The following is a 26,041-nucleotide window of genomic DNA, read 5'->3' as shown; positions in this document are numbered from 1 at the left end:
GCTCTGCTGTGAGCTACATCTGCCCTGAGCAGAGAATCCTTCCCCTCGGACCCGGAGCTGGCCAGTGTTGGTGGCGCATCCCCGCCACATGAACCCCCGCCATATGAACCGCAGCGAAAGGACCGCCACGATGGCCGACCACGAACAACTTACGTCGCCGTTCGACGACCAACTTGCTTCCCGACTACTGGACCAGCGGATCGTCGTGCTCGGCGCCGCGGTCGACGACGCCGTAGCCGGACGTATTTGCGCCCAGCTGCTTCTGCTGTCGGCGTCGGATTCTCACCGCGACATCGGCCTGTATATCAATTCGCCCGGCGGATCGGTCAGCGCCGGGCTGGCGATTTTGGACACGATGCGCCTGATCCCCAACGATGTTTCCACTGTGGCAATGGGTTTCGCCGCCAGCATGGGGCAGTTCCTGCTGACCGCTGGAACGAAAGGCAAGCGATTCAGTTTGCCGCACGCTCGGATCATGATGCACCAGCCGTCGGCAGGCATCCGCGGAACAGCAGTCGACATCGAGATTCAGGCGCAGAATCTCGAATACACGAAAGCGTTGATGCACAAGCTCAATGCCGAACACTCCGGACACGACATCGACACCGTCACCGCCGACAGTGAACGCGATCGATGGTTCACCTCCGACCAAGCTCGTGACTACGGACTCATCGACAATATTGTCACCAGTCTGGACGACATCCGGCCTTCGGCGACCCAACACAAGGTAGGGCTGCGAACATCATGAGCCAATACACGATTCCTACCGTCATCGAGCGAACCCCCAGCGGTGAACGCGCCTTCGACATCTACAGCAGGTTACTGTCCGAACGCGTGATCTTTCTCGGCACCGAGATCGACGACGGAGTCGCGAATGTGGTTATCGCGCAACTCTTCCACCTCGAATCCGACAATCCTGACATGGACATCAGCCTGTATATCAACTCACCCGGTGGATCGTTCACCGCGATGACCGCGATCTACGACACGATGGAATACATCAGGCCCGACGTGTCCACCTTCTGCGTCGGGCAGGCCGCGTCGGCAGCGGGGGTCTTGATGGCGTCGGGAGCACCGGGGAAGCGAATCATGTTGGCGCATGCCCGAATATTGCTGCATCAACCGTCGGGCGGTGGCGAAGGAACCATCTCGGATCTGACGCTTCAACGCGACGAAATCGTCCGCGTGCGTTCGGAAATGGAGACCATCCTCGCCCTCAAAACCGGGCGGCCTGCAGAGACGATCAGGCGGGACACGGACCGGGACAAGATCTTCACCGCCGTCGAAGCCGTCGATTACGGGCTCGCAGACCTGATCGCGACGAACAGAAATGACGCAGCCGAACTGGAACCGAAGGTCAAGCTGCCATCATCGTGACCGGCGCCGGGCCACGTGAGACTCGCCGGATCGCCGATGCTCCGGCGAGCTCGCGGCCTGTCAGGATCAAAAGGGTGGACGAAGTGATGTCGAGCGCTCCGCACAGGGCGGCGAGAACCTCCGACGACGCCTCCTTGCGCCCGCGCTCGATCTCGGACAGGTAGGGCATGGACACTCGCGCCTCCGCGCCGACCTCGTCGAGGGTACGACCCTGCTCCTGCCGCAACCGTCGAAGCACCCGGCCGAGACCATCGCGCATCAACGGTTCACGAACAGCCGGTTCACGAACAGCCGGCTCACGAACAGCCGGTTCACGCGCGGCGGGCTCGCGGGGTCGCAGCGGCAGAACTTTCGCGGACTTGTCAGCAGTCACATACCGTTCGTCGGCCATGTGCTCAGGCTAGAAGGTCCGGGGCTGATGCGCCGGTGGACCGGCCGCTTTCTGCTCACGGCAGAAACCGGTTATCAGAGTGGGCCGATGGCCGCTGTACATTTCGACTTTTCCGACGGCATCGCCGTTCTCACCCTCGACAACCCGCCTGTCAATGCGATGACACGCGGCGCAGCACGACAGCTCAACCCACTGCTGCGGCAATGCGTCGCCGATGAGACCGTCAGAATCGTCGTGCGACTGAACAAGCAGGCACTGGCACGGACGTTCGGCGACGAGCCCAATCCTCCGGCCCGGCGGTCTGTTCCGTTGTTCGAGCAGCCCTTCGGCTCTAGTGACGGCCGCGAAGGCGTGCGAGCATTCCTCGCGAAGGAGAAGCCCCGGTTCGGTGTTGTTCAGCAGTACGGAGCAGAACTGCAGCCGTGAGCATCTCCCAACCGGTGAACGTGTAGATCGCGGTCCGCTCGGCCACTCCGACCGGGCCGATCCCGGCGATCAGGCACGCCGACGCCGCGAACCCCACGAGACCGAGTGCGACGCTCCCCGCGCGATACCACTGCGGGCAGGCAGGTACTCCAGTGCCGACCACAAGCGCGATGACGTTGCCGGCAGTGATCGCCATGACCGCACCGACCACATGGGCGCTCCCATCGCCCGCGTGGACGGTAGCGACCAGCGCGGTGCCCGCCGAGTACGCCGCGATCGCCGCCAGATACGGCGTCCTTCGGCTTCCGAGCAGCCCGGCCGAGCAGATGCCCGCGGCCAGCACCGACACCGCCGACACACCGAACGCCACGTTCATCACGGCAGAGGCGTCTGAGGTGCCGGGCACCCCGAGCTCGCTGACCGTGTCCCGAATGTAGGAGTAACCATCGGAGACAGTGGCTACAACAGCCTCGAGCACCAAGTATTGCGCGGCAGCGAAGCCGAAAAGGCTTCCTGCCACGAGTTCACGTGTGCTCCTGATCGGATGCTCCCGTTCTGCTCGTTGTACCGATGAGTACAGTCGGAACCGTCCCACACAGCGCTGTATGGAACACCCCCTCGAGGAGCAACTGTGGCACGAGCCGCTGCACAAGGTGAAACTCCGTCACGATCGACCGTGGTCCCCGTTCTCGCGGGCGTCTTCGGAGATCACGGCTGGAACGGTACTTCGCTGTCGGTCATCACCAGGACGACCGGCCTCGGCAAAGGCAGCCTCTATCACTACTTCCCGCGGGGAAAGACCGAGATGGCCGAGGCGGTTCTCGACGATGTCGACGCCTGGTTCCAGGTCAACGTGTTCGCGCCGTTGCAGGCCGCAACCGATGCACGCCTTCGTTCCCAGCAGATGTTCGCGCAAACCCTGAAATACTTTCAGTCCGGACGCCGAGTCTGCCTGTTCGGTGCCTTCTCTCTCGGCATGGAACGCGCACTGTTCGGATCTCGGGTGGCCAAGTACTTCAGCGACTGGATCGACGCGCTGACGCCGGTGTTGCGTCAACTCGGACACGGCGAGGATTCGCGCGGGTTGGCCGAGGAAATCGTCGCCGGAATTCAGGGCGCTCTTGTTCTCGCGCGGGCATCGGACGACGGATTGAGCTTCGAACGTTTGCTCACCCGCCTCGAGACCGCGGCGCTTGGAGTGACGCGATGAGCACAACACCGGCACCCCCGTTGCGCAAGTTCGGAATTCGAGAGCTTCTGCGACTCATCGTCATCGGATTCGTATTGGCGTTCTATCAAGTTCTCGCAGTGGGCAAGTGGGTTCGCCATCCACGACGAGGATGGGCGGTGCACGCATCCGAGGGCATCGTCGACGCGTTCTTCTCGCTCGGTCCGACATTCGTCAAGGTCGGGCAGTTGATGGGCTCCTCTCCCGGCCTGTTCCCGAAAGTCCTTGCCGATAACTGTCTTCGATGTCTCGACGAGGTACCGCCGTTCCCCGGCTCCAAGGCGCGCGCCATCATCGAAGCCGATCTCGGGCGTCCCATAGACCAACTCTTCCAGAGGTTCGACGACACAGCGCTCTCCTCCGCCTCGGTCGCCCAGGTGCATCTCTGCGTGCTGGAGGACGGCCGCGAAGCCGTCATGAAAGTGCAGCGCCGGGGCATCTATCACCGGATGAAGATCGATCTACGTATCGCCTACGTCGGAGCGCGTGCGCTCGAGAAGTACATCGCATTCTTCAAAACTGCCAACGCTTCTGCCATCATCGTCGATCTGCACGCGGCAACGTTCGCCGAACTCGACAGCGTCGTGGAGGCACGTCGCCAAGCATCATTTCGAGCAGCCATCTCGGCGTTCGGTGACAACGAGTTCGTCACCGCCCCCGAGATCATTGCCGAGTACTGCGGCAATCGCGTCATCTGCATGGAACGCATGCATGGATCGCCGCTCGACCAGTACTCTCCGGGAGAGCAATCCGAACTGATCGTACGGCGCGCCGCCAAGGTATGGATGGAAGCGCTTGTGCTGCACGGTCTTTTCCACGGCGATGTCCACGCCGGGAATGTGTGGGTGCTCGACGACGGGCGAGTGTCGTTCCTGGATTTCGGCGTGATGGGCGAACTCGACGAACAATGGCGATCGCTACTACAGGACTTGTTTCACGCCACCGTCATCGATGGTGACTTCACCCGTCTCGCGGGAAGCGTCAAGCGACTCGGAATCGTATCCCCGGACGTAGGCACCGATGCCGAAGTCGGACTCATTCTGCAAGCCGTCTTCGCCCCGATGCTCTCGGATACGTTGGCGCACTTCAGCCTCACCGATTTCATCAAGGCACTCGTCGGCATGGGAAAGCAGTACCGCACCTCGAGTCCCGAGGAGCTCATTCTCGTCGGCAAGCAGCTCGGCTACTTCGAGCGGTACGCGATCGAATTGGCCCCGAACTGGGCGCTCGGGACCGATCCGTTCGTCTTCAAGAATGTGTTTCCCGCCGAGGTGGCTGCCCTGTCGCAGGCGCGCGGCGTGGAACTGCCGGACTAACCGAGTTCGAGCACTACCTTGCCTGCAGCGGTGCGATTTTCGAGGGAAGCGATTGCCTCACCAGCCTTGTCGAACGCGAAGACCGACGGCTCGGGAGCGGTAAGGGCACCCGAGGCGAACAGCGGCTCCACATCGGCCCACTGCGTCTTCAGGTAACCGGGCCGCGTCATCCACCATGCACCCCAGCCCACGCCGACGACATCGACGTTGTTGAGCAGGAGGCGGTTCACCTTCACCGTCGGAATCTCCCCGCCGGTGAAGCCGAGCACCAGAATGCGGCCTGACGGGGCAAGGCTTCTGATGCTGTCGGTGAACCTGTCTCCGCCGACCGGATCGACGACGATGTCGACGCCCTTGCCACCGGTGAGTTCCTTGACGGCGTCCTTCCATCCGCGTCGTCGATCCCGGTCATCTACCAGCACCACATCCGTCGCTCCGGCGGCACGTGCCGTGTCAGCTTTTGCCTCGGTGCTCACGACAGCGATGACGCGCGCTGCACCGAGCGCAGGGGCCATCCGCAGCGCGGACGTTCCGATGCCGCCCGCAGCGCCGTGGACGAGAACGGTCTCACCCTCGGCCAGACGACCACGTTGCTTCAGCGCGAAATGCACCGTCAGATCGTTGAAGAGCAAGCCTGCTCCCGCCGTCAGCGAGACCGCGTCGGGCAGAGCGAAGACCGTATCCGGCGACACGACGGCGACCTCGGCCATGCCGTCGGACAGTCCGGTGAGCGCCGCGACCCGGTCGCCCGGGGAGAATCCGGAACCCTCCGGCGCCGACCGCACGATGCCTGCCACCTCACTACCCGGCACGAACGGCAATTCTGGTTTGTACTGGTACAGACCTCGCGTCAACAGCGCATCCGGGAACGCAACTCCCGCCGCATGCACGTCGATGACCACCGCATCCTCTCGCGCTGTCGGTTCGTCGACGTCCACGATCTGCACCGATTCCGGGCCGTCGAGACTGCTGATGTGCACCGCACGCATGAACTGTCCTCTCATCGAGTCGACTTCTTCGCTAGTCACCGTACAACCGGACGCTCAGGGGCAGCTTTCGCGTGGAGACAGTAGTCGCCCCGTGGGCTCCACCAGGACCGCTATCGGGCTGTGATCCAATCGAAGGATGAGCACCCCCCTCACCACTATCGTCCCGTCCGGGACTCCCCGCGGCGGCATCGTCGTCATCCAGGAAGCATTCGGCGTCACCGACCACATCGTCGACGTGTGCCAGCGCTTCGCCGACGCCGGTTGGGTCGCCACGGCTCCGCATCTGTTCCACCGTCAGGACAAGCAGATCCACGACTACACGGACATGGAATCGGCAATGGCGTCGATCGGCGCATTGGTCGCGTCCGAGATCGACAGCGACGTCGACGCCGGATTCAGCGAACTCGCCGAACGCGGATTCGAGCCGACGCAGTCTGCGATCGTCGGATTTTGCATGGGAGGGACGGTTGCCTTCCAGACCGCAGTACGACGCCAGTTCGGCGCAGCCGCAACATTCTACGGCGGCGGTATCTCGACGGGCCGCTTCGGCTATCCGGCAATGCTGCCGGTGGCCGACGCTGTGCAGACACCGTGGCACGGATTCTTCGGAGACCTCGACACGAGCATTCCCACCGAGGAGGTCGAGGAACTGCGCATCGCTGCAGCAACATCGCCGGTGTCCACCGACATCACGCGCTACGCCCACGGTGAGCACGGGTTCAACTGCAACGACCGCCCCGCCGTCTACAACGCCGAGGCCGCTGCCGACGCGTGGGCGCAGACCTTGGAGTGGTTCGACGCGCATGTCGCACGGTGACATAGAAGATTCCTGGCAGACCCAGGGCCGGGAGATCGCGGACGTTCGGTCCTTCGCCGAGGAACTGGGGCTTCCCGGTCTCTTCGACGTGCACACCCACTTCATGCCGAAGAACGTCATGGACAAGGTGTGGGCCTACTTCGACAGCGTCGGTAACTCATCCGAAGTGGTCACTCCGCAGGCTTCGCTCCTGCCGACGGGGAAACAGTGGCCCATCCAATACCGCGACAGCGAGGATGTTCGACTGAACACGTTGCGGGCGTTCGGTGTTCGTGGGTTCACATCGATGATCTATCCGCACAAGCCGGAGATGGCTGCGTGGCTCAACCAGTGGGGCGCCCAGTTCGCGCGGCGCACCCCGGACTGCGTCCGAACCGCGACGTTCTACCCGGAACAGTCCGCTGCCACCTACGTCGAGGAAGCTATCGAGGGCGGTGCACGAATCTTCAAGTCGCACATCCAGGTCGGCAACTATTCTCCGAACGATCCACTGCTGAAACCGGTGTGGGGAGCGATCCAGGATGCGTCGATCCCCGTTGTCATCCATTGCGGGTCCGGACCGACGCCAGGAGCACACACCGGACCAGGACCCATCGCGGAATTGCTCGGCCGGTTCCCACGACTACCGCTGATCATCGCTCACATGGGAATGCCGGAATACGGCGAGTTCCTCGATCTCGCCGAGAGATTCGACGAGGTGAGGCTGGACACGACAATGGCGTTCACCGATTTCTCGGAAGCCTCGTGGCCGTTTCCCGAGGCCGACAAGCCCAGGCTGCGAGACCTGCAACACCGCATACTGTTCGGAAGCGACTTCCCGAATATTCCATACTCCTACCTCGATGCGCTGACCGCCGTGCAGCGACTCGATCTGGGCGACGACTGGGTGCGAGACGTCTGCTACCACAACGGGGCAGACCTGTTCGACCTGTCCTGACAGCTGGTCCAGTCCTGACAGTTCTGTTCAATCCTGACAGTTCTGTTCAATCCTGACAGTTCTGTTCAATCCTGACCGCTCTGTTCAGTCGGCCTTGAAGGCACGCACCTGCTCGGCGAGGGCCGCGCCCTGCCGGAATCCCGCCTCCGCCGCTGCGGCACGGACGCGGGGATCCGTCGGGTCGGGCCCGATCGCGGCGAGGCTGGCTTCGTCCGGGCTCAGAATCTCGACGACAGCACCGCGCGAAGAAAGGAACGCACGCTCACGATCGATTGAATTATCGACCGCGGCTTCGTCAGCGGCAACGTCAGCAGGGGCAGCCGGGAACACACCGACCTGAAGAACCAGAACATGCGCGAAACCGACTGCCAGGTCTGCGTTCTCGCTGGACCGGACGCCTCCGTCGATGTAGCGGTGGACTCCGATGGTGACCGGCGGCCACATGCCAGGAATCGCACAGCTCGCAGCGACAGCGTCGACAAGGCGCACTCCGGAGTCCCGGTCGAGCACTCGGTGGCGTCCGGACTCGGCGTCCACCGCCACGATCCGGAGATCCCGTTCCGGCCATTCGCGGCCTGGCAACCGATGCCCGATGACGACTCGACGGTCGGCTTCCGTCGGCGTCGATGCAGCAAGGGCGGCTTCGCCGACGTAGCGTGCAAATTTCTGCCGGTCGCCCGCCGCTCGCTCGGTGGCACGTTCGAGCATGTCGTTCAATTCCTCGATCGCCACGTCTGGCCGGGGTTCCTCGATCTGCTGAGCGGGATCGACCTGCCGAGAGTACAAGTCGCTCAACGTGATACCACTGGTTACTTGGGCTGCGACGGTGGATCCCGCCGAAGTCCCGAGAACCGTGTCCGACCAATCCGGGGCGGTCACGTCGACCCCGGCATCGGACAAGCCGTGCAGTAGTCCCGTCTGCCACGCGATACCCGCCACTCCGCCACCACCGAGAACCAACGCCGTCTGCGCCAAGTGAAACCCCTCCTCGATTTTTCGCCCCGCGAATGTTCAAGCCCGCGAATCTTCTACCCCGAGTGAGAAACTACTCGCTCTCACGCACACGTGGCGCCAACCACCGGATCAGGTCGTCGAGCACCCGCTCGTTCTCGGGTTCGTTGAACACCTCGTGATAGAGGCCGTCGTACACCTCGATCGTGAGATCGCTGGAACCCGCCTTTTCGGCGATCATCCGACTACCGGAGACGTCCGCGAGTTTGTCGTCGCTCCCGTGTTGTAGAAGTACCGGAAGCGTCAACGACGGCACTCGCGCGGGAAAGCTCTCCATGGCCCCGACGAACTGGCCGGCCAGCCCAGCCGGGATCTTGCCGTGATGGACGAGCGGATCGTTGTCGTAGGCGGCGACGACGTCGGGATCGCGGGAGACATCGGCCGAGTCGAGGGACTGGACCGGCACGCCGGGGGCGATTCGGCCGAGGATCTTGCCGACGAAGACCAGAATTTTGGGGGTGCTGTCGCCGAGGACGACGGCCGGCCCGGACAACATGAGCGCATCGAGATCCTGTTGGTGATCGAGCGCGTAGGACAGCGCGATCGCACCGCCCATGCTGTGGCCGAGCAGGAAATTCTTGGTCGCCGGGTGCGCTGCCCTGGCGATTCGAAAGAGTTCGTGGAGGTCGTCGGTGAAGTCAGCCCACCGTGTGAGCTCCAGCCGCTTGCCACCCGAACGACCGTGACCGCGGTGATCGAGCGCATACACCGTGAGACCGAGGTCACCGAGCCGTGCAATGACATGATCGTATCGGCGAGCATGTTCACCAAGCCCGTGCGAGAGGACAAGCAGACCGGTGCATTCGGTGTCCGGAGTCCACACGTCGTAGACGATGGGGGTTCCTCGGGCGCCGGTGAACGTGGATTCTGTTCGTTGCACGGGGTGTTACTCCTCACGTTGGGGGGGTGATCTGTCCCATCCGACCACGGTGTTGTGCCGATGAATACAAGATCGGTCGAAAGATTTGCTCGATAGTTACTGTTAATGTTTAGTCCAAGTAAACTGCGATGTGATCGGTAGATTTCAGTGGTCGACAGGTCGAGAGGGGGTAGCACCTCTATGAGCGTGCCCACAGGAGCGAGCGGCACAGACGCGTGGCGTGATCCGAAGCGATACCTATGGCCGCTCGGTCTCGTCATTCCCCTCAGCCCTTTCATGGCCTGGGGCCTGGTCTCCTGGCTCGGCCCTGGCGCATTCTGGCTGCTCGGGTTGATCATAATGGGGGTCGCGATCCCGCTGGTCGATGCTTTCGCCGGAGTCGACAAGAGCAATCCGCCGTTGGAAGCGGCAGAAGCGTTGGAGAACGACAAGTACTACCGCTGGTGCCTCTACCTGTTGATTCCATTGCAATACGCAGGTCTGGTGACAGCGTGTTATCTGTGGACCTACGGACCGCTCGGCGTGCCGGAACGGATCGGGCTTGCCATCACGGTCGGTGTCGTCGGTGGTGTCGGCATCAACGCCGCACATGAGCTGGGCCACAAACGCGAAAACGTCGAGCGCTGGATGTCCAAAGTCACCCTTGCACAGTCGTTCTACGGCCACTTCTACGTCGAACACAACCATGGCCACCACGTCCGCGTGGCCACTCCCGAGGACCCCGCGTCGGCCAAGTACGGCGAGAGCTTCTGGAGATTCCTGCCCCGCAGCATGATCGGCGGCATCGTCTCGGCGTGGGATCTGGAACAACGACGCCTCCATCGCGTCGGCTCGACGAAGTGGACCGCACACAATCACCTGTTCAACGCGGCAGCGATCTCCATCGTGCTGTTCGCGGTGCTGATCGGGGTGTTCGGCTGGCAGATCGCGCCGTACCTCGTCATCCAGGCAATCGTCGCGGTCGTTCTGTTCGAGGCGGCGAACTACCTCGAGCACTACGGGTTGCTGCGCCGCAAGAGGCCGAGCGGCCGCTACGAGCGCTGCAACCACACCCACAGCTGGAACAGCGACCACCTGTGGAGCAATCTGTTTCTCTACCACCTGCAGCGCCACAGCGATCACCACGCGAACCCGGTACGCCGGTACCAGTCGCTGCGCACGGTCGACGAGTCCCCGCAGTTGCCCGCCGGCTATGCCGTAATGATCTTCTGCGCGCTCGTCCCGCCCCTGTGGCGCAGGGTGATGGACAAGCGGCTGATCGCGTACTACGACGGGGATATGTCCCGCATCAACGCCTGAGGCGGCTGCGCCGCACGTGCGCGGAAATACGTCGCAGAGGACGTATTTCCGCACACGTGGCGCGAAGCGCCCTACTCGTCAGTCTGAGCCCTCAGATACCGCCCGAAGTGGGGGACTGTGAACGCGATGGTCCCGCGCTCGGCCGAGTAGATCAGCCCCTTCTTGATCAAGCCGTCGCGGGCAGGGGACAACGACGCGGGCTTGCGCTTCAGCTCAGTCGCCACGGCGGACGTCGGCACCGACGCATCGTCGCTGGACAGGTCGGCCATCGCGCGCATGTACTCGCGTTCGGCGGGCGTCGCTCGCTCGTAGCGCGAACCGAAGAAGCCGACCGCGAGCTCTTCCTCGGCGGTAGGCATGGCTACGCGCACATCCTCCGCGGTGATCGGCGATTCCGCCGCCAGATCCCACGTCGCCTTGCCGTAGGCCTGCACGAAGTACGGGTACCCGTCGGCCGATGCGTACAGGGCGTCGAGCGCTTCGGGGGTGTACTCGACGCCCTCACGGTCAGCCGGCGCGATCAGCGCGAGGTCAGCGGCAGTCCGTTCGAGTCGACCGATCCGGTGGTAACTGAACAGCCGCTCCGAGTAACTCTTCGACGCCGACAGAACTGCAGGCAGATGCGGCAACCCAGCGCCGACGATGATCAGCGGCGCCGCATCCTGACTGAGCTCGTGGCACGCAGCGCACAGGGCGGAGATGTCGGCAGGTCCGAGATCCTGCATCTCGTCGATGAAGATTGCAATGCCGACGCCCACGTCAGCGGCAAGGGATGACGCGTCGAGCAGCAGTTCTACCAGGTCGATCTCGATGTCACCCGAGTCGGCGCGACCGGTCTTCGCCGGCACGTCGATGCCCGGCTGCCAGCGCTCGCGCATGCCCTTGTCGACGCTCGCCCGCAGCGCGAATGCTTTGAGGACGCCGAGGAACTCGTCGACGCGTTCGGGATCTCGGTGCGAGGCCGCGATACCGCGGACCGCCATGTGCAGCGCCGAGGACAGTGGCCTTCTCAGCTCCTGATCGGGCCTGGCTTCGATCTTTCCGGTTCCCCAGCCGCGTGCGACGGCTGCGGATCGCAGGTGATTGAGCAACACCGTCTTCCCGACGCCTCGCAACCCCGTCAGTACGACGCTTCGCTCGGGTCGGCCGCGGGTAATGCGTTCGAGTACGACATCGAAGGCGTCGAGCTGCTTCGATCGACCGGCGAGCTCGGGTGGGCGCTGACCTGCGCCGGGAGCGTATGGGTTACGCACGGGGTCCATGGGGCCAAAGTAACAAGCGTGATAGCGAATTATGCGGACATCTAGTGCGTGTCCTAGAGAGCCTTATGGAGTGGTATCGAGTGTCTGCGGCGATATATTGCTATCTTATCTTTTCGCTAGATAGAAGTAGAAAGCCCGATGCTTGCGCATCTTCGAGCCGGGCGGCTAGGTTGACACTCGTGAAGAGCACTCTCGTAGTACACCGCCGTAGCGGGGTCTGATTCGGACCGACCCCCGCTGCGGGTCGTTGTGCTACCCCGGTCCTTCCTTCACATTCGGAAAGACCACTCCCATGAACGCTCTCACTTCTTTCTCTTCCGACGACACATTCGCCGCATTCCTCCCTGCCGCGTTACGCGACCGCGCCGCGAACATGAGCTGGACGACCTTCACGGACACCTTCTGCAGAACAAGCGGACCCATCCGACTCGGCAACTGGACCACCAGCCGCGCCCGCGGCGGCCGGACGACGTTCGAGGCCACCTTCGGAATCGCCGCCAACCACACCGCCTCCAACCACACCGCGTCCAACCACACCGCGGGCGAACCTGCCTACATCCGTTCTGCGACGGCCACCTCTTTCGGCCCGATCGATGCGTTGACCTCGATGCTCTACGACGCCGGCTTTCATATCGAGATCACCTCGTTCCACCAGCAGACGATGGGGACGGGCGACACCGCTGAAACCGCGACTTTCGTCCTCTGCGAGTACGACGGACGTCACGAGTGGTCGATGGCAATCGGGCACGACAGCGCAGAGTCGTCGATCCGGGCGATCATCGGTGCCGCGAACATGCTCCACGCATGAAAGCGATTACCTTGGATAGCGTCCTCTACAGCACTCTCGGACTTTTGCTAGATATAGTTAGTTACCGCTAGGGCATCTCGATCGTCTGCGCACGCCGCACTTCGGCGACTGCCCGGCGGATATAGATCTCGGCAGAAGCTTTGCGTCTGACCAGCAGGTCCGTGATGATGAGGACGGCATGCTCAGGCCGAGGAGCCGGACGCTTCTCCTCGGCGTCAGCCACTCCGAGCGCGCCCGTCAGGACCTCGACGAACCCTGGCACATCCAGATCGGGGATCCATTGAGCCGCCGAGCGGACCGTGCTCGCCAACGCATCCTGCACGTTCTCCCCGGTCAGCCCGTCGGAGTGCAACTCTTCGAGTAGCGAGCGCACGATCTCGGCGTGAATCAGTCCGACCCTGGCCGCATCCTCGGACGCGAGTGCGCCCACGGCGTCAGCGAAGTCGGCGTTGGACCTGGCGCGAGCGGCGGTCACGGCATGGTCGGTGGCAGTCGCGATCGCGCGGACGGTGGGTGGCCACTCAGGCATCGGAATCACCTGGCGATTCTTGCAGCCGGTACCGACAGACCATGTACATGTAACCAGTGTTCATACTAAAGTCGGCTCGTATGAGCACCACCGTGGAACGAACAACAGTCGTCAACGAGGGCCTGAGCCTTGCCGTGTTCGAGACCGGCAACCCCGACGGCGAGACGATCGTTCTCGTCCACGGTTGGCCGGACACCCACGAACTCTGGAGCCACATCGTCCCACTGCTCGCCGACGAGTACCGCATCATCAGCTACGACACGAGGGGCGCCGGGGAGAGCACGGTGCCGCAGGAGCAGTCGGCATACCGCCTGGCGAACTTGGCGTCGGACTTCTACGCGGTGCTCGACGCCGTCAGCCCGAACAAGCCGGTCCACGTACTCGCCCACGACTGGGGCGCAGTCGAGGTATGGGAGGCCGTCGCCGAACCTCGCGCGATCGATCGAATCTTGTCGTACACATCCGTTTCCGGTCCGAACCTCGACCATCTCGGAAAATGGTCACGGTCGAGACTGACGAAGCCGACATGGGCCGGGCTACGGCAGCTGCTCGCGCAGACACGCGCGTCCTGGTACACCGTCACGTTCCACATTCCCGGACTGTCGACGCTGCGAATCAAACGTCAGTTCGCCAAGGGATGGCCCGCGTTCCTCCAAGAGTTCTCCAACGTGGATCCCGCACTCGTGACGCAGAACTCGACGCTGTGGTCCGACGCGGTCACCGGAACCAACCGGTATCGCGCGAACATCATTCCGCGCCTGACGAAGCCACGTGAACGTTACGTCGAGGTCCCCGTGCAGTTGGTGATCAACACCGAGGATGTCGCCGTTCGCCCGTTCTCGTACGAGGACACCGGCAAGTGGGTCAAGAACCTGACGCGCAACGAGATTCCCGCCGGACACTGGTCACCGATCTCTCACGCGTCGGAAATCGCTGCCCTGACGAAGAGTTACATAGCCTCGCTGCGCTGAGGTAGCCCGACCCCCGATGCCGGGCATGGCCGGGCACTCAAGCTAGATGACCACGCAGCGTGTCGGCTGAGTACTCCCGTCGAAACACGCCACGGGACTGCAGGATTGGCACTACTTCGTCCACGAAATCGGTCAGACTGTCCGGGTACAGGGGAGGCATCAGGTTGAAGCCGTCTGCAGCGCCCCGATGCACCCAGGCTTCGATATCGTCGGCGATGGATTCGGGAGTGCCGATCATCGTCGCGTGTCCACCGCCCGCAGCGAGGGTGCCCAGAAGTTCGCGAACGGTGGGAGAGTCCTTGGCGATGATCCGCAGAATCGTCTCGTACCGGCCGTGCGGGCCCGTGAATTCCCCGATGGGTGGCAGCACCGGGACCGGAGCATCGAGTTCCCAGCCACTGCAATCCTGTTCGACGAACATGCCGAGCTGACGCAACGACTGGGAGACCGGCAACAGTGCGTCCAGCTCTGCCTTTTTCGCGCGTGCCTCCGCCATCGTCGAACCGACATAGGTGACCAACCCCGGCATGATGCCCACTGCCGAAGGGTCACGGCCTGCCTTGTCGATCCTGGCTTTCACGTCGGCGTAATAGCTCGCCCCGGACTCGATGTCATAGGCAACCGCATAAATTGCCTCGGCGTACTGCGCTGCAAGATCGCGTCCCTGTCCCGACGCCCCGGCCTGGAACAGCACCGGACGCCCCTGCGGCGAACGCGGCACCGTCAACGGTCCGTCCACGGAAAAGTGTTCACCCACATGATCGATCGGATGAACAGCCTCGGGATCGGCATACATTCCGGCGCGATCGAGAACCAGAGCGTCGGCGTCCCAGCTGTCCCACAGCGCGAGCGCCACTTCGACGAATTCCTCGGCACGCGCATATCGCTCGGCCCGAGCGGGGATCTCGTCGTACCCATGATTGCGTGCTTCGGCGTCGAACATGGAGGTGACGACGTTCCAGCCCGCTCGCCCACCACTGATGTGATCGAGCGACGCCAGCAGACGCGCAGCGTGGAACGGCGTGTAGAAAGTCGTGCTTATGGTCGTGACAAGCCCGATGCGTCTCGTTGCCCGCGCCATCGCCGTCAACGCGGTGATCGGTTCGAGGAACCACGTGCCCGCACCAGCCGGGTCGCGAACAGAGTGGCCGTCGGCGAAGAAGACAGCGTCGAACTTACCGCGCTCGGCGGTCTGTGCGAGTTCCTCGTAGTAGCGGATGTCACCCAGATCCTCGACGCGCGAACGCGGGTGACGCCACGCAGCACTGTGGTGCCCGCAGCTGTGCAGAAATGCGTTGAAATGCAACATGTGTCGACTGTCCCGGTCAGTTCTTGACCAGACCGCCATCCACCACGAGGTTCTGCCCGGTGACCGAGCGCGACCACGGCGACGCGAAGAACAGCAGAGCGTCGGCAAACTCTGCGGGCGTGACCACGCGTTGCAGCGGAGTCGATGCCGCGATGATGTCGAAGACTGCCTCCGGCGTCGCGGCGCTGGCATCGGTGGTGCGCAGCAGTCCGCCCGAGACCATGTTGACGGTGATGCCGTCGGCACCGAGATCAGCGGACAGTGTGCGGGTCAGCGACAGCAGCGCAGCTTTGGAGGCGGTGTAGTCGTGGTACGGCACAACGGGGTTCTGGAACAGGTTGGTGCCCACATTGACGATCCGGCCGAATCCGGCGGCGCGCATGCCGGGTACAGCGCGCTGGGTCGTCGTCAACGCTCCGCGGACCGCCCCCTGGAACTGAGCGTCGAACTGCTCCCAGGTGATGGAGTCAGCCGTGCTCCGTGCGTCACCATTGAACGAGAAGTCGGCGAGAGCATTGTTGACGACGGTGGTGATCGTGGTGCCGAAGTGCTGCTCGGCAGCGGTGAACAGAGCGTCGATTTGATCGGCGTCGGTCACATCGGCCTGTACTGCAAGGCCGCCGACCTCGGCCGCCAACTTTTCCGCTGCCTCCCGGCTGTTTCGGTAGTCGACCACGACCCGTGCGCCCTGGGCCGCGAATGCGCGGACGATTGCGGATCCGAGTCCGCGCCCACCGCCGGTGACCAGAACCGTCTGGTCCTGTAGTTCCAAGTCGTGGTAGTTCATGCTGGTGCCTCTCGTCAGTCGGTCGGACCTTCGACAGAGACGGCAATGCACCCGGTGACGGATGCCGACATCCCTAAAGGAGTGGGCCCGTTTCGCAGGCTCAACTCCTGTCGCTGGTGCTAACCAGATCAGGTTCGACGGGTGTGTTCTCAGCCGCTTCATGTGAAAGCGGCACCCCGTGTCGAGAATCGATTGTAGTCCCTATCGCTCTCTATCTTCGAGACTAGAGTCGGATATAAGCTCCTACGATGACGGAGCGCACCTATCTGGAATGCCCGCTCGACGAGAATGTCCTGCTTGTACTCGATCACCGCACCGTCGATGTATTCGACGCCACCGAGACTGTTGCCTCCGGTGGTCACAGCCGCTGGCACGTCGATCACCTCGGAGTCGATGCGAAGCCGACCAAGGCGGGCATGCGGTTCACTGTCGGACTGAGGATGCCGAACGGCGACATCCGCTACACCGGCGGGCGGATCAAGTTCACCGTCTCGGAAGATCGGCTGCCCAGCGTGTTGAACTTCTTCGAGCACGCAAAGGCTGCCAGCGCGCTCAACCTATGACAACCCACCCATGCGCCGGAACCACCGTCCTACCGCCCTTGACCGAGGCCTCGCCTGCGAGAACCTCCCCGCTCAGCCGGTAGTCGACGGCGTCGTCGCCGAGATTGAGGACGACGTGGATGCGCTCCTCACCACTGAATGCTCGGTAGAACAGTGCCGTATTGGTCAGATCGACAGTCTCGGTGCGGGCCGAATGCAACCACGAATGGCGTCTTCGCAGCCCGATCAGTTCCTGATGCAGATGAAAGATCGGCCATCCGTCAGCAGCGAGTCCTTCTCTGTTCATGGGAAATTCAGGGCGGACATCGTCGTCGCCGCCGACGCGCTCCTCCTTGACCCCGTGGAATCCTTGCTCGTCGCCGTAGTAGATCATCGGCATTCCACCGATCGTGAAGAGTACGACGAGTGCGTGCGCAAGATGTCGCTCGTCGGTGATGGTGCTCGCGATGCGGTTCACGTCGTGGTTCCCGACGAATGTCGCAGGCACGAACGTCTCCAGCCAGTCGTTGTGTCGACCGAGCGCGTGCGAGAGCTCGAAGAAATTCTTCTCCGTGATTGCGCTCCACGTGGCTTTCCACAGTTCATATTGGGTCACCGAGTCGAGCGAACTTCCCGTCACGATCTGCGAGTAGTCGCCGTGAATGACCTCGCCCAGGAAGTATGCGTCCGGATGCTTTTCACGGACCCTCGGCAAGACTGATGCCCAGAAGCGCAGCGGCACAGCGTAGGCCGCGTCGAGACGCCAACCGTCGGCACCGAGACCGAGCCAGTGCGACATGACGTCGACGACGTACTGCTGTACTGCTGTGCTGGAATGGTTCAGGGCGACCAATTCATCGTGGCCCTCGAAGCTGCGGTGCTTGCCCTCTCCATCGAGATGGAACCATGATCGAGCATCGGCGTCGCCGGCCAACGCTTCCTGAAACTTCGGAAACTTCTGACCCACATGGCTGAAGACACCGTCGAGCATGATTTTCATGCCACGGCTGTGCGCCTCGTCGACGAGGGTCTCGAAGTCCGAGTCGGCGCCGAGCCTGGAGTCGATGTGAAAATGATCGACGCTCTCGTATCCATGTCCTTCGGAGGCGAAGATCGGTCCGAGTGCTATTCCCGAAGCGCCGAGTTCGACTGCATAGTCCAGCCATTCGACCACTTTGAGTAATTTGTGCTCGCCGGCAAGCGAAGTGCCGTCCCAGTCCCGCACCGGCGCGCCGGCAAACCCGAGTGGGTAGAGATGCCACCAGATTGCGTGCTCGGTCCATCTCGGCGTCATGGCCGCACCTCCAGCAGCGATTCCCGGCTCAGTTCCGACGCTGACGTGTGCCCGGACAAGCTGGTGACAAGATCGAATTCAGCGAGTAGACAGCGCAGTACGTGCTCGACGCCTGCCTGTCCATCGAGTGCGAGGCCATAGAGGAACGGTCGCCCGAGCAGCACTGCATCGGCGCCGAGCGCAAGCGCCTTGACCATGTCCGCACCGGTGCGGACTCCGGAGTCGAACAGCACCGTCAGCTGGTCTCCGACGGCATCGACGATCCCCGGCAGCGCATTCAACGACGCACGAGCGCCGTCGATCTGGCGCCCGCCATGGTTGGAGACCACGATGCCATCCACACCATGCGAGGCTGCGAGCTGGGCGTCGCCGACGGTGCAGACGCCCTTCAGCACGATCGGGCCGTCCCAATGCCGGCGCAGGAATTCCAACTGCGACCAGTTCAACCCTGGATTGGGGAACATTTGAGCCCAGTGCATCGCTGCAGCAACCGGATTGGCCTCGGCGGACTGCTCCAGGCCGGCCTTGAACGCCGGATCGGTGAGGTAGTTCTCGATCCCCAGGTTCGCCAGGAAGGGAAGGTACCCACGATCGAGGTCCGCCGGACGCCAGCCAAGCAGTGTCGTATCGAGAGTGAGCACGAGCGTGGTGAAGCCGGTGTTCTTCGCACGTTCCAGGAAACTCAGCAGAACGGATTCGTCGGTGGGCCAATACAACTGATACCACCGCGGTGCATCACCACCTGCTTCGGCCACCTGCTCGAACGAGTGCGACGCCTGCGTCGAGTGGATGTACGGCACTCCGAGCGCAGCCGCAGCGCGGACGGTCGCGAGCTCGCCTTCCTCATGCGCCAACGTCTGGATACCCACCGGGGCGATCAGCAACGGCGCGGGCATTCTCGTGCCGAGGACCGTGCACGAATGGTCGCGCTCCGCGGCGCTTCTGAGCATCCGCGGCGCGATGGCCCATTCGTCGAACGCCGCTCGGTTCGCACGGGCCGTCGAACCACTGCCTGCACTGGCAACGATGTAGCCCAGCGCCTCCGACGTCAGAGTCGCCGCAGCCTGCTCTTCCAGCTTCGCTAGATTCGTGGTGATCTGCGGCCTCTGATCGGTGAACATGCCTTGCGCATAAATGCCGATCTGATGGTCACTGAAGTTCATCACCCCACCGTAGTACGGGGCCGTAGCGATCTACCCGCCTATTCGTTTGGCCAGGTCTCCTGCAATCCAGGCGTCGAGCAGCGCGCTGCAGCGGGCCCGAGCCGCGGCCGCACCCGTTTTCAGGTCCTGTGTGATTTCCTCGACCAGCTCCTCGTCCTGCTCGATATGATCGCGTACCCAGGCATCGGCCCAGGATTCGAAGACATCCGGGTCGATTTCCGGGTGGAACTGCAGCCCGAGGTGCGGACCATGCGCGAACGCCTGCTGACCTGCACCGTTCCGCGCAATCACCGTCGCCGTCTCGGGAGCGACGAACGTATCGCCGTGATACTCCATCCACGGCCCCTCCAGCGCAGGTTCCGCCGTCTCGATCTCGGTGAAACCATGTTCGGGGTACCGGGACTTCGCGACGGACCCTCCCAACACTCGCGCCAGCAACTGCCCGCCGAAGCAGACACCGAGGATCGGGACGTCCAGCTCGATGGCGCTCTCCAGGTACTCGATTTCCGGAGTGATCCAGGGCGATTCGTCATAGGCGGCGTCGGGCGACCCCATGACCACAACCATCGCGGCACCATCGAGCGGCGGCGGTTCGGTACCGAGTCCGTAGTCGAAGGAATGGACGTCGAGTTGGTAGCCACGTCCCCTCAGTTCGGGGACGAGGGTACCGATGTTGCGGTAGCCCAGGTCGGGGTCTCGGTCGTGCACGAGCACCACGGCCCGGCTCTTGCTCTCGGTCACTGTGCTCCCGTCATTTCTTGCTCTACGTAGGTAAGTCGAACAGTACGGCGGGTGCGCTGTAGCGGCATCTAGAGGCGGCGACTCTCCACTACCCGAACGGACGGATACGGCACGAAGCACCGATATGAAAAGACCATGAGGAATAACCTGATTCACGAGAGATGTTGCCGAAGGAAGGTTCCGACATGACCGAATTTCCCGGGCTGGCCCACGTGGCCGTCACCGTGTCCGATCTAGGCGCAAGCACGCAGTGGTACTCCGCCCTGTTCGGTACCGAACCAGTGCTGGACGAGGACGAGGAATCGGGCAACTTCCACCACTCCGTCTTCGCCTTGGCCGGTGGCATGCTGTTCGGTCTGCACACTCACAAGGGGTCAGCGGGGGAGGGGCCTTTCGACGAACGCCGGATCGGCCTCGATCACATCGCATTCGCGTGTACCCAGGAAGAGCTTGCGGAGTGGCCGGGCACACTCGACGATCTCGGCATCGCGCACACCGGAATCAAGAACGCGCACTATGGGTCGGGCATTTCGTTCCGCGATCCCGACAACATCGCTCTCGAGTTCTTCGCACCGCCTGCCTGACCACTTGTGTCGGTGAGGCGACGTGTCGGTGAGGTGCTCTACGGTGTTTTCGTGCCTCCCCGTAGACGTAAACCCACCACCACCGCGCGAACCGTCGGCGCGGGCAAGAGCGCAGCGGCACGAAAGTTCAAGGCCTCGAACGGCACAGCTTCCAAAACAACAGCTTCCAAGACAACAGCCACGGCGAAGAAGCGCACCACGACGCGCCGGAAGCCGGTACGCAAGACCGCCTCGCCCGAGCTGCGGCTACCCGATCCGGGGGAACGGGTGTGGGTTCTCGACGTTCCCTTCGAGGATCGGGCACTGGCATCGGCGTCGGGCGCTCGCTGGCATCCGGGGCCTCGCGTGTTCGCGTTCTACGGCACCGAGCTTCCGGTCGGTCTCGCCTCGTTCGAGTCCATGCCGTACAGCCTGCAGCGGTGGGTGGAGGACGACGCCAACGACACCTGGCGCTCCGAGGTGGTTCATGAGCGGTCGATGACGCCGCGTGAGACGCAGCTCGAATCGGTGCGTCGGCAGCTGGGCGCCATGGACAACGGTTTTCCGTACTTCGCCCAGATGGATTCGACGGGCCTCGGCAAGACCCTCGCCGTCTGTGAAGCGGTTCGCCAGATGGACGATCCCGCCATCTCCACAGTGTTGGTCGTTGCTCCCAAAGGGGCGCTCCCAGGCTGGCGTCGTACCATCGCTGACTCCGAGGCCGACCTTGATCCGACCGATCGTAAGCGCTGGCTGCTGCTCACCTATCAGTCGACGAAGAAGCTGCTGACTGTCCCCGAGGACACCGATCTCGGGAAACGAAAGAAAACGCAGAACAAACGGACCATCACCCTCGGTGAGCTGCGCTTCGAGATCGACATCGTGGTCGCCGACGAGTCCCACGCTCTGATGAACATCGAGTCGCAGCAGTCGCAGATTCTGTGGCGCTATCAAGAAGCGGCGCGGGCCGTCGTATGGATGTCCGCAACCCCCGGCTATCAGCCGATGCACTTCGCGTACATGGCACGCGCCATCGAGCAGAGCAGGGCGGACGGCGACATCATCACCGGCGAAGATGCCCTCGGCTACGCCGTCACAACTCAGTGGGCGAGCTTCCTGGAGGAGTCGGGCTTCGCGATCAAGGAGGGCAAAGCCGGCACCGGGCTCAAGACCTGGCGATGGGAACCGGAAGATGCTGCGCGACGCGAACGAGACATCGGCACCATCCACCGGTGGCTGGCCGGCGGGGCTGTGCCGTGGTCTATCTCGCGTCCGTCGCCGCCGACTCCGCGCGAGCCACTCGGCCAGGAACTCACCGCTGCCGAGAAACGCCTCTACAACTCGGCCTGGGTGGACTACCGCAAGGAAGTCGGTCTGCCATTGTGGAAGTCCGTCGGCGGTAGACGGGTCCTGCAGAAGAACCCGAGCACGAGGGCTGCCGCCCTTCGTTTTCGACAGAAGTGTTCTTACCTGCGCATTCAGTCCTCGGCCGATCAGGTCCGTGCGTGGGTGCGCGACGGCAACCAGGTGTTCGTCTCGATGTTCTACCGTGAATCGGTCGCTGCGTTGGCGAAGACACTGCGCGAGGAAGGTCAGGATGTCGCCGTCGTGGACGGCGGCATGAGCAGTCCCGCGCAGGAAGCCGAGATCCGACGCTTCCAGACCGGCGCTGCCCGCGTCATCATCTCGACGACCACCAGCGCCATCAACCTGCACTCCAACGAGCTACTGCTGCCGGAGTCGCGCAATGGGGTCACTCCGCAGGCTCCGCTCCTGGCAGTGTCCACGGCCGCGCCGCGGGTGACGCTGATTCACGATCCACGGTGGACGCCCATCGAGATCCGTCAGATCGAGGGTCGCGCCAATCGCATCGACAAGGACCACAACCACACAACGTCGACCTGCTACTACGGCTACGCCGAAGGCACCGTCGAGGAGGAGATGGTGCTCGTCGGGATCGAGCGGATCGCAGATCTGGGTTCTATAGTCGGACAGGCCGACCTGATCGATCCCGAGGCGTTCCTCGCAGCTCGCGCAGAGAAGTAGCGATACGACCGGTGAAGTAGCAATTCAAGACGTGGAGGCACCATGAGCGAAGAATTCGACCCATACGCCCTGCTGGCCGAGGGCCGGGTCAGCGTCCTGGCCACCATCAAGTCCGACGGTCGGCCGCAGCTGTCGCCGGTTACGCCGTTCTACGACCGAGCCGAAGGCGTCATCTACGTCTCGATGACGGACGGACGCGCCAAGACGAAGAATCTGCGCAACGATCCGCGGGCGACGCTCGAGGTCACCAGTGCGGACGGAAGGTCCTGGGCCACAGCCGAAGGCGAAGCGACCCTCGTCGGTCCCGGCGCGGGCCCCGACAGTCCCGAGGTGAACGCTCTGGTGGACTACTACCGCTCCGCGGCCGGGGAACACCCCGATTGGGACGAGTACCGATCCGTCATGGTCACCGACCGCCGAGTGCTGATGAAGATGACGGTCGACCACGTGTACGGGCAGCGCCTCGGCTGAATCGTTGCTTCGGCCCCTACCGGTGACGTATGCCGTCGAAATATATGAGGGCTTATCCGGACATCAACGTACGAACGGCATGACTGCGCGCACCTTCGGTTCGCGGAGGTACAGCGCAGCCCATACGACGATGCCCACATATACGGCGAACAGGACGGTGCTGAAGAGCGGCTTGTCGACTCGCCAGTTGGTCAGCACCGCTCCGCCGAGGTAACCGGTCAGCAGAACAGCACCGAGAAATGCGGTGCGCGGCACCAGATACAGCGCTAGGGACACCAGGAGCACGATGCCGATGACCGGCGTCATCTCGTCCCGCAGACCGAGCTCGACGGTGGCATTCTTGACGTCGTCGACGTTCAACAGCTTGGACACTCCGTCGATGATCAGGAAGATTGCGATCAACCCCGTCAGCACCCAGCCGATGCGGGCTGCGATGCGAGAGTTGGTCCTTGCAGTTGTTGCGGTCGGTGCGGTCATGGCATTCTCCGATGTTCAAGGGGTGGACGTACTTGCCTGTATCGACACGCCTCGACGCGAGAACTCATCGCGGCCTGATACCGGTCCGCGTCGAGACCATCGATGAGCCACCGCACCTGCGAAACAGCGTTAGAAAGATTGGATCAGCGCAAACCCAGAGAGCGGGCGGTCCGATGGGAACATACGTTCGAATACGTGTTAACCTGATCGAGCCGTCCGGAACCTCCCCCGGCACCGGACGGTCCATACCTCACAGGCAGGTGTCGCACGTGGATGTTCCCGACACCCCAGCAACGCTCCATCGATTGGGCGATCGATGGGTCGAGAGCGCACCGGAGACGTGCGCTCGCGGTCATGCCCTCGTCCCGCGAACCGTGCTGGTCGGGTCGAGGGCATGTTCCTGCGGCCGCGGACACCACCGCACTCACGCCTGCAGAACATGCGGGCACATCACCTTCACGCCGCCGCTCGGCCCCCGGTGCTCCGACGCCAGCTTCGACTCGCGTGCCGGCGGCGCAGCCGCCGGACGTGAGCCAGCAGGCAGTGACCCAGCCGGCAGTGACCCAGCGGCCGGTGACCAGCGCTGATGCAGCCAAGTCGGATCATTGGTACAGAATCTTTCACTATGGACAGCATCGACCCAGCGGCGATGGATTTCGCGCAGTTACGAAACGACTTCACGCGCTTCATGATGAGTTACAAGTTCGGTATCGACGAGCTGATGACCAAGATCACCATCTTGAAAGAGGAGTTCACTCACATCCATCGGTACAGCCCGATCGAGCATGTCAGCTCCAGACTCAAGACGCCGGAAAGCATCGTCACCAAAGCCGGACGTAAGAACTGCCCACTTACGCTCGACGATATTCGCACCAACATCGTCGACATCGCCGGTATCCGAATCACCTGCAGTTTCATCTCCGACACCTACCGCATCGCGGACATGCTGAGCAGTCAGTCTGACGTGAAAGTTCTGGAGGTCAAGGACTACATTGCGAACCCGAAGCCCAACGGCTACAAGAGCCTTCACGTCATCGTCGAGATACCGGTCTTCATGAGCGATCGTGTACAACCAGTCCCGGTCGAGCTCCAGATCCGAACGATCGCAATGGATTTCTGGGCCAGCCTCGAACACAAGATCTTCTACAAATACGACGGCACCATTCCTGCGCCGCTGCTGACCGAGCTCACCGAGGCCGCTACCAAGGCCAACGAGCTGGACGTGACAATGGAACGCCTGCATGACGAGGTTGCCGAGTTCAAGAGCGACCAGGGCGACGACGCAATACATCTGGATTCGATGCCCCCGTTGGCGCTGCCGCGCGAGTTGCTCATGACGATCATGAACGGGAGCAGGGAAGCATGATGTGCCGTCGATTGCATCATCTACAGCACTCTTTGCTTGGCGCTAGTTAACTCTAGAAAGAGTTACAGACGCTCGATCAGGCGCATAGCGTCATGCGGCGCGTAGCCCTTGACGTCGTTGTCGAAGTACACGAACACATCGAGCTTCTGCGTCGTCCATTCGGCGATACGCTCGGCCCACACCGTCAGTGCATCGTCGTCGTATCCGCTCGCATAGAGTTCCTCGGCGCCATGAAGCCGGACGTACATGAAGTTCGATGTTGGCGTCTCGACGTACGGGTACTTGCCTGCACTGTCCGCAACGACGAACGCAATGTCCTTCTCACGAAGCAGTTCGACGGCTGCCGGTGTGTCAAAACTTGGGTGCCGCACTTCGAGTGCATAACGCAGCGGCTTGTCAACGTCCGCAACGAGACTGACGCGATCCTCGGCCAACTTGTCATCGCGCTGCTCGGCAAGTTCGATAGCCTCCGTTGTTGTTCGGGGAAGCAGATCGAAGAACGCTTCGAGCTTTGCCGCGTCGAACTGGAAGTTGGGCGGGAGCTGCCACAGGAACGGGCCGAGCTTCGAGCCCAGACTCAACACCCCGGTGGCGAAGAAGTTGGCCAGCGCAGGTTCGGCACCGACAAGCCTCTTCACGTGGGTAATGTAGCGACCGCCCTTGATGGAGAACACGAAATCTTTCGGCGTCTCGTCGCGCCATTTCACGAAGCTCGACGGCTTCTGCATGGCGTAGAACGTGCCGTTGATCTCGATGGAGGTCAGGTGCTCCGACGAGTACTCGAGCTCCCGCCGATGGGGCAGTCCCTTCGGGTAGAAATCCCCACGCCATGGGGCGTAGGTCCAACCCGAGATGCCGACCCTGACTTCCGGTGCCGCGCGCTCGGGCGCTCGCCTTCCTGCTGCTGACGAACGCAATGACGAAGGACGGAGCGGTGACATGCGGAACAGCCTAGGTCGCCATACCCCAGTGTCGCCATACCCCAGTGTCGCCATACCCCAGTAGGGGTACGAAGTCACCCCGTGGAGCTACGACACAGGC

30 protein-coding genes and 1 riboswitch are annotated in these 26,041 nt (G+C 62.8%); of the genes, 16 read left to right on the top strand and 14 right to left on the bottom strand.

Features of this window, described 5'->3' with window-relative positions; translation table 11 throughout:
- The first annotated feature begins 130 nt into the window (after nucleotides 1-130).
- Together QMK17_RS10500 and QMK17_RS10495 are read left to right on the top strand one after the other, a co-directional pair.
- A complete protein-coding gene (locus tag QMK17_RS10500; RefSeq protein ID WP_283508841.1) occupies nucleotides 131-748 on the top strand; it encodes a ClpP family protease in 618 nt (205 codons plus the stop codon).
- On the top strand, nucleotides 745-1,377 hold the full coding sequence (locus tag QMK17_RS10495; protein WP_283508839.1) for an ATP-dependent Clp protease proteolytic subunit: 633 nt from the start codon (nucleotides 745-747) through the stop codon (nucleotides 1,375-1,377). Before QMK17_RS10500 ends, QMK17_RS10495 begins: the two co-directional genes overlap by 4 nt.
- On the opposite strand, the gene QMK17_RS10490 is transcribed toward QMK17_RS10495, so the two are convergent.
- Nucleotides 1,358-1,768 carry a helix-turn-helix domain-containing protein gene (locus tag QMK17_RS10490; RefSeq protein ID WP_442972730.1) on the bottom strand — a complete coding sequence of 137 codons (411 nt, stop codon included), beginning with the start codon at nucleotides 1,766-1,768 and terminating at the stop codon, nucleotides 1,358-1,360. The two genes, QMK17_RS10495 and QMK17_RS10490, sit on opposite strands and share 20 nt — an antisense overlap.
- Before the next feature lie 27 nt (nucleotides 1,769-1,795).
- Between QMK17_RS10490 and QMK17_RS10485 the strand changes: the two genes are divergently transcribed.
- Nucleotides 1,796-2,194 (top strand): hypothetical protein, encoded by a 399-nt coding sequence (locus tag QMK17_RS10485; protein ID WP_283508837.1) that lies wholly within the window; start codon nucleotides 1,796-1,798, stop codon nucleotides 2,192-2,194.
- On the opposite strand, the gene QMK17_RS10480 is transcribed toward QMK17_RS10485, so the two are convergent.
- The gene (locus tag QMK17_RS10480; protein ID WP_283508835.1) at nucleotides 2,100-2,714 is read right to left on the bottom strand and encodes a DUF998 domain-containing protein; all 615 of its coding nucleotides are present in this window, start codon (nucleotides 2,712-2,714) and stop codon (nucleotides 2,100-2,102) included. The genes QMK17_RS10485 and QMK17_RS10480 overlap by 95 nt on opposite strands.
- 111 nt (nucleotides 2,715-2,825) lie before the next feature.
- On the opposite strand from QMK17_RS10480, the gene QMK17_RS10475 reads away from it, so the two are divergent.
- Nucleotides 2,826-3,404, top strand: coding sequence for a TetR/AcrR family transcriptional regulator (locus tag QMK17_RS10475; protein ID WP_442972729.1), 579 nt, complete (start codon nucleotides 2,826-2,828; stop codon nucleotides 3,402-3,404).
- Nucleotides 3,401-4,738: an ABC1 kinase family protein gene (locus tag QMK17_RS10470; protein ID WP_283508834.1), complete on the top strand. Its 1,338-nt coding sequence runs from the start codon at nucleotides 3,401-3,403 to the stop codon at nucleotides 4,736-4,738. The genes QMK17_RS10475 and QMK17_RS10470 overlap by 4 nt, the downstream gene beginning before the upstream one ends.
- Here the strand turns inward: QMK17_RS10470 and QMK17_RS10465 are convergent.
- Complete coding sequence (locus QMK17_RS10465; protein WP_283508887.1) at nucleotides 4,735-5,727, bottom strand: NADPH:quinone oxidoreductase family protein; 993 nt, start codon at nucleotides 5,725-5,727, stop codon at nucleotides 4,735-4,737. The two genes, QMK17_RS10470 and QMK17_RS10465, sit on opposite strands and share 4 nt — an antisense overlap.
- Before the next feature lie 136 nt (nucleotides 5,728-5,863).
- Between QMK17_RS10465 and QMK17_RS10460 the strand changes: the two genes are divergently transcribed.
- Together QMK17_RS10460 and QMK17_RS10455 are read left to right on the top strand one after the other, a co-directional pair.
- Nucleotides 5,864-6,544 (top strand): dienelactone hydrolase family protein, encoded by a 681-nt coding sequence (locus QMK17_RS10460; RefSeq protein WP_283508833.1) that lies wholly within the window; start codon nucleotides 5,864-5,866, stop codon nucleotides 6,542-6,544.
- Entirely contained in the window at nucleotides 6,531-7,481 is a 951-nt protein-coding gene (locus QMK17_RS10455; protein ID WP_283508832.1) for an amidohydrolase family protein, read from the top strand. The genes QMK17_RS10460 and QMK17_RS10455 overlap by 14 nt, the downstream gene beginning before the upstream one ends.
- An 84-nt stretch (nucleotides 7,482-7,565) precedes the next feature.
- Here the strand turns inward: QMK17_RS10455 and QMK17_RS10450 are convergent, their stop codons facing one another.
- Both QMK17_RS10450 and QMK17_RS10445 read right to left on the bottom strand, forming a co-directional pair.
- Nucleotides 7,566-8,456, bottom strand: coding sequence for a patatin-like phospholipase family protein (locus QMK17_RS10450; RefSeq protein WP_283508830.1), 891 nt, complete (start codon nucleotides 8,454-8,456; stop codon nucleotides 7,566-7,568).
- Nucleotides 8,457-8,526: 70 nt separating this feature from the next.
- Complete coding sequence (locus QMK17_RS10445; RefSeq protein ID WP_283508829.1) at nucleotides 8,527-9,372, bottom strand: alpha/beta hydrolase; 846 nt, start codon at nucleotides 9,370-9,372, stop codon at nucleotides 8,527-8,529.
- Nucleotides 9,373-9,552: 180 nt separating this feature from the next.
- On the opposite strand from QMK17_RS10445, the gene QMK17_RS10440 reads away from it, so the two are divergent.
- Nucleotides 9,553-10,671: an alkane 1-monooxygenase gene (locus QMK17_RS10440; protein WP_283508827.1), complete on the top strand. Its 1,119-nt coding sequence runs from the start codon at nucleotides 9,553-9,555 to the stop codon at nucleotides 10,669-10,671.
- A gap of 71 nt (nucleotides 10,672-10,742) precedes the next feature.
- Here the strand turns inward: QMK17_RS10440 and QMK17_RS10435 are convergent, their stop codons facing one another.
- Complete coding sequence (locus QMK17_RS10435; RefSeq protein WP_283508826.1) at nucleotides 10,743-11,933, bottom strand: ATP-binding protein; 1,191 nt, start codon at nucleotides 11,931-11,933, stop codon at nucleotides 10,743-10,745.
- Nucleotides 11,934-12,225: 292 nt separating this feature from the next.
- Here QMK17_RS10435 and QMK17_RS10430 point away from each other — a divergent pair, with 292 nt between their 5' ends.
- On the top strand, nucleotides 12,226-12,741 hold the full coding sequence (locus tag QMK17_RS10430) for an alpha-isopropylmalate synthase regulatory domain-containing protein (RefSeq protein ID WP_283508825.1): 516 nt from the start codon (nucleotides 12,226-12,228) through the stop codon (nucleotides 12,739-12,741).
- A gap of 67 nt (nucleotides 12,742-12,808) precedes the next feature.
- Here QMK17_RS10430 and QMK17_RS10425 read toward each other — a convergent pair whose 3' ends face one another.
- Entirely contained in the window at nucleotides 12,809-13,270 is a 462-nt protein-coding gene (locus QMK17_RS10425) for a hypothetical protein (RefSeq protein ID WP_283508823.1), read from the bottom strand.
- 80 nt (nucleotides 13,271-13,350) lie between these two features.
- On the opposite strand from QMK17_RS10425, the gene QMK17_RS10420 reads away from it, so the two are divergent.
- Nucleotides 13,351-14,241: an alpha/beta fold hydrolase gene (locus QMK17_RS10420; protein ID WP_283508822.1), complete on the top strand. Its 891-nt coding sequence runs from the start codon at nucleotides 13,351-13,353 to the stop codon at nucleotides 14,239-14,241.
- Nucleotides 14,242-14,278: 37 nt separating this feature from the next.
- On the opposite strand, the gene QMK17_RS10415 is transcribed toward QMK17_RS10420, so the two are convergent.
- Complete coding sequence (locus tag QMK17_RS10415) at nucleotides 14,279-15,550, bottom strand: LLM class flavin-dependent oxidoreductase (protein WP_283508820.1); 1,272 nt, start codon at nucleotides 15,548-15,550, stop codon at nucleotides 14,279-14,281.
- A 16-nt stretch (nucleotides 15,551-15,566) separates the two neighbouring features.
- Complete coding sequence (locus QMK17_RS10410) at nucleotides 15,567-16,337, bottom strand: 3-oxoacyl-ACP reductase (protein ID WP_283508818.1); 771 nt, start codon at nucleotides 16,335-16,337, stop codon at nucleotides 15,567-15,569.
- Nucleotides 16,338-16,426: 89 nt separating this feature from the next.
- Nucleotides 16,427-16,526, bottom strand: a riboswitch (TPP riboswitch).
- A 59-nt stretch (nucleotides 16,527-16,585) separates the two neighbouring features.
- On the opposite strand from QMK17_RS10410, the gene QMK17_RS10405 reads away from it, so the two are divergent.
- Complete coding sequence (locus QMK17_RS10405) at nucleotides 16,586-16,900, top strand: hypothetical protein (RefSeq protein WP_283508816.1); 315 nt, start codon at nucleotides 16,586-16,588, stop codon at nucleotides 16,898-16,900.
- Here QMK17_RS10405 and QMK17_RS10400 read toward each other — a convergent pair.
- Genes QMK17_RS10400 through QMK17_RS10390 form a run of 3 tightly spaced genes read right to left on the bottom strand, consistent with a single transcriptional unit; the run spans nucleotide 16,890 to nucleotide 20,077 of the window.
- Nucleotides 16,890-18,173, bottom strand: coding sequence for an alpha-amylase family glycosyl hydrolase (locus QMK17_RS10400; RefSeq protein ID WP_283508814.1), 1,284 nt, complete (start codon nucleotides 18,171-18,173; stop codon nucleotides 16,890-16,892). The two genes, QMK17_RS10405 and QMK17_RS10400, sit on opposite strands and share 11 nt — an antisense overlap.
- Complete coding sequence (locus QMK17_RS10395; protein ID WP_283508812.1) at nucleotides 18,170-19,336, bottom strand: alpha-hydroxy-acid oxidizing protein; 1,167 nt, start codon at nucleotides 19,334-19,336, stop codon at nucleotides 18,170-18,172. The genes QMK17_RS10400 and QMK17_RS10395 overlap by 4 nt, the downstream gene beginning before the upstream one ends.
- 30 nt (nucleotides 19,337-19,366) lie before the next feature.
- Nucleotides 19,367-20,077, bottom strand: coding sequence for a type 1 glutamine amidotransferase (locus QMK17_RS10390; RefSeq protein ID WP_283508811.1), 711 nt, complete (start codon nucleotides 20,075-20,077; stop codon nucleotides 19,367-19,369).
- 185 nt (nucleotides 20,078-20,262) lie between these two features.
- Between QMK17_RS10390 and QMK17_RS10385 the strand changes: the two genes are divergently transcribed.
- From QMK17_RS10385 to QMK17_RS10375, 3 genes are read left to right on the top strand one after another with little or no spacing between them, the layout of a single operon-like run.
- Nucleotides 20,263-20,661, top strand: coding sequence for a VOC family protein (locus QMK17_RS10385; protein ID WP_283508809.1), 399 nt, complete (start codon nucleotides 20,263-20,265; stop codon nucleotides 20,659-20,661).
- Between the two features lie 51 nt (nucleotides 20,662-20,712).
- On the top strand, nucleotides 20,713-22,686 hold the full coding sequence (locus tag QMK17_RS10380) for a helicase-related protein (protein WP_283508807.1): 1,974 nt from the start codon (nucleotides 20,713-20,715) through the stop codon (nucleotides 22,684-22,686).
- A gap of 42 nt (nucleotides 22,687-22,728) precedes the next feature.
- Nucleotides 22,729-23,157 carry a PPOX class F420-dependent oxidoreductase gene (locus QMK17_RS10375; protein WP_283508805.1) on the top strand — a complete coding sequence of 143 codons (429 nt, stop codon included), beginning with the start codon at nucleotides 22,729-22,731 and terminating at the stop codon, nucleotides 23,155-23,157.
- Nucleotides 23,158-23,220: 63 nt separating this feature from the next.
- Here QMK17_RS10375 and QMK17_RS10370 read toward each other — a convergent pair whose 3' ends face one another.
- Nucleotides 23,221-23,634: a DoxX family protein gene (locus QMK17_RS10370; RefSeq protein ID WP_283508803.1), complete on the bottom strand. Its 414-nt coding sequence runs from the start codon at nucleotides 23,632-23,634 to the stop codon at nucleotides 23,221-23,223.
- Nucleotides 23,635-23,903: 269 nt separating this feature from the next.
- Here QMK17_RS10370 and QMK17_RS10365 point away from each other — a divergent pair, with 269 nt between their 5' ends.
- Together QMK17_RS10365 and QMK17_RS10360 are read left to right on the top strand one after the other, a co-directional pair.
- A complete protein-coding gene (locus QMK17_RS10365; RefSeq protein WP_283508802.1) occupies nucleotides 23,904-24,221 on the top strand; it encodes a hypothetical protein in 318 nt (105 codons plus the stop codon).
- A gap of 38 nt (nucleotides 24,222-24,259) precedes the next feature.
- Nucleotides 24,260-25,000 carry a GTP pyrophosphokinase gene (locus tag QMK17_RS10360; RefSeq protein ID WP_283508801.1) on the top strand — a complete coding sequence of 247 codons (741 nt, stop codon included), beginning with the start codon at nucleotides 24,260-24,262 and terminating at the stop codon, nucleotides 24,998-25,000.
- 62 nt (nucleotides 25,001-25,062) lie between these two features.
- Here the strand turns inward: QMK17_RS10360 and QMK17_RS10355 are convergent, their stop codons facing one another.
- Nucleotides 25,063-25,941 carry a DUF72 domain-containing protein gene (locus QMK17_RS10355; protein ID WP_283508800.1) on the bottom strand — a complete coding sequence of 293 codons (879 nt, stop codon included), beginning with the start codon at nucleotides 25,939-25,941 and terminating at the stop codon, nucleotides 25,063-25,065.
- Nucleotides 25,942-26,041: the final 100 nt, after the last annotated feature.

Source organism: Rhodococcus sp. G-MC3, from assembly GCF_030063335.1.
Lineage (GTDB): Bacteria > Actinomycetota > Actinomycetes > Mycobacteriales > Mycobacteriaceae > Rhodococcoides.
The sequence above is the reverse complement of the archived record's forward strand: the minus strand, read 5'-3'. Positions and strand labels throughout refer to the sequence as shown.

What these genes read in the sequence shown, in the direction of transcription:
- QMK17_RS10400 (WP_283508814.1), bottom strand. Translation starts at nt 18,173, where the DNA reads ATGACGCCGAGATGGACCGAGCACGCAATCTGGTGGCATCTCTACCCA.
- QMK17_RS10355 (WP_283508800.1), bottom strand. Translation starts at nt 25,941, where the DNA reads ATGTCACCGCTCCGTCCTTCGTCATTGCGTTCGTCAGCAGCAGGAAGG.
- QMK17_RS10500 (WP_283508841.1), top strand. Translation starts at nt 131, where the DNA reads ATGGCCGACCACGAACAACTTACGTCGCCGTTCGACGACCAACTTGCT.
- QMK17_RS10375 (WP_283508805.1), top strand. Translation starts at nt 22,729, where the DNA reads ATGAGCGAAGAATTCGACCCATACGCCCTGCTGGCCGAGGGCCGGGTC.
- QMK17_RS10435 (WP_283508826.1), bottom strand. Translation starts at nt 11,933, where the DNA reads ATGGACCCCGTGCGTAACCCATACGCTCCCGGCGCAGGTCAGCGCCCA.
- QMK17_RS10465 (WP_283508887.1), bottom strand. Translation starts at nt 5,727, where the DNA reads ATGCGTGCGGTGCACATCAGCAGTCTCGACGGCCCGGAATCGGTGCAG.
- QMK17_RS10470 (WP_283508834.1), top strand. Translation starts at nt 3,401, where the DNA reads ATGAGCACAACACCGGCACCCCCGTTGCGCAAGTTCGGAATTCGAGAG.
- QMK17_RS10490 (WP_442972730.1), bottom strand. Translation starts at nt 1,768, where the DNA reads ATGGCCGACGAACGGTATGTGACTGCTGACAAGTCCGCGAAAGTTCTG.
- QMK17_RS10405 (WP_283508816.1), top strand. Translation starts at nt 16,586, where the DNA reads ATGACGGAGCGCACCTATCTGGAATGCCCGCTCGACGAGAATGTCCTG.
- QMK17_RS10415 (WP_283508820.1), bottom strand. Translation starts at nt 15,550, where the DNA reads ATGTTGCATTTCAACGCATTTCTGCACAGCTGCGGGCACCACAGTGCT.
- QMK17_RS10485 (WP_283508837.1), top strand. Translation starts at nt 1,796, where the DNA reads ATGCGCCGGTGGACCGGCCGCTTTCTGCTCACGGCAGAAACCGGTTAT.
- QMK17_RS10360 (WP_283508801.1), top strand. Translation starts at nt 24,260, where the DNA reads ATGGACAGCATCGACCCAGCGGCGATGGATTTCGCGCAGTTACGAAAC.
- QMK17_RS10370 (WP_283508803.1), bottom strand. Translation starts at nt 23,634, where the DNA reads ATGACCGCACCGACCGCAACAACTGCAAGGACCAACTCTCGCATCGCA.
- QMK17_RS10460 (WP_283508833.1), top strand. Translation starts at nt 5,864, where the DNA reads ATGAGCACCCCCCTCACCACTATCGTCCCGTCCGGGACTCCCCGCGGC.
- QMK17_RS10495 (WP_283508839.1), top strand. Translation starts at nt 745, where the DNA reads ATGAGCCAATACACGATTCCTACCGTCATCGAGCGAACCCCCAGCGGT.
- QMK17_RS10395 (WP_283508812.1), bottom strand. Translation starts at nt 19,336, where the DNA reads ATGAACTTCAGTGACCATCAGATCGGCATTTATGCGCAAGGCATGTTC.
- QMK17_RS10425 (WP_283508823.1), bottom strand. Translation starts at nt 13,270, where the DNA reads ATGCCTGAGTGGCCACCCACCGTCCGCGCGATCGCGACTGCCACCGAC.
- QMK17_RS10455 (WP_283508832.1), top strand. Translation starts at nt 6,531, where the DNA reads ATGTCGCACGGTGACATAGAAGATTCCTGGCAGACCCAGGGCCGGGAG.
- QMK17_RS10385 (WP_283508809.1), top strand. Translation starts at nt 20,263, where the DNA reads ATGACCGAATTTCCCGGGCTGGCCCACGTGGCCGTCACCGTGTCCGAT.
- QMK17_RS10420 (WP_283508822.1), top strand. Translation starts at nt 13,351, where the DNA reads ATGAGCACCACCGTGGAACGAACAACAGTCGTCAACGAGGGCCTGAGC.
- QMK17_RS10440 (WP_283508827.1), top strand. Translation starts at nt 9,553, where the DNA reads ATGAGCGTGCCCACAGGAGCGAGCGGCACAGACGCGTGGCGTGATCCG.
- QMK17_RS10410 (WP_283508818.1), bottom strand. Translation starts at nt 16,337, where the DNA reads ATGAACTACCACGACTTGGAACTACAGGACCAGACGGTTCTGGTCACC.
- QMK17_RS10430 (WP_283508825.1), top strand. Translation starts at nt 12,226, where the DNA reads ATGAACGCTCTCACTTCTTTCTCTTCCGACGACACATTCGCCGCATTC.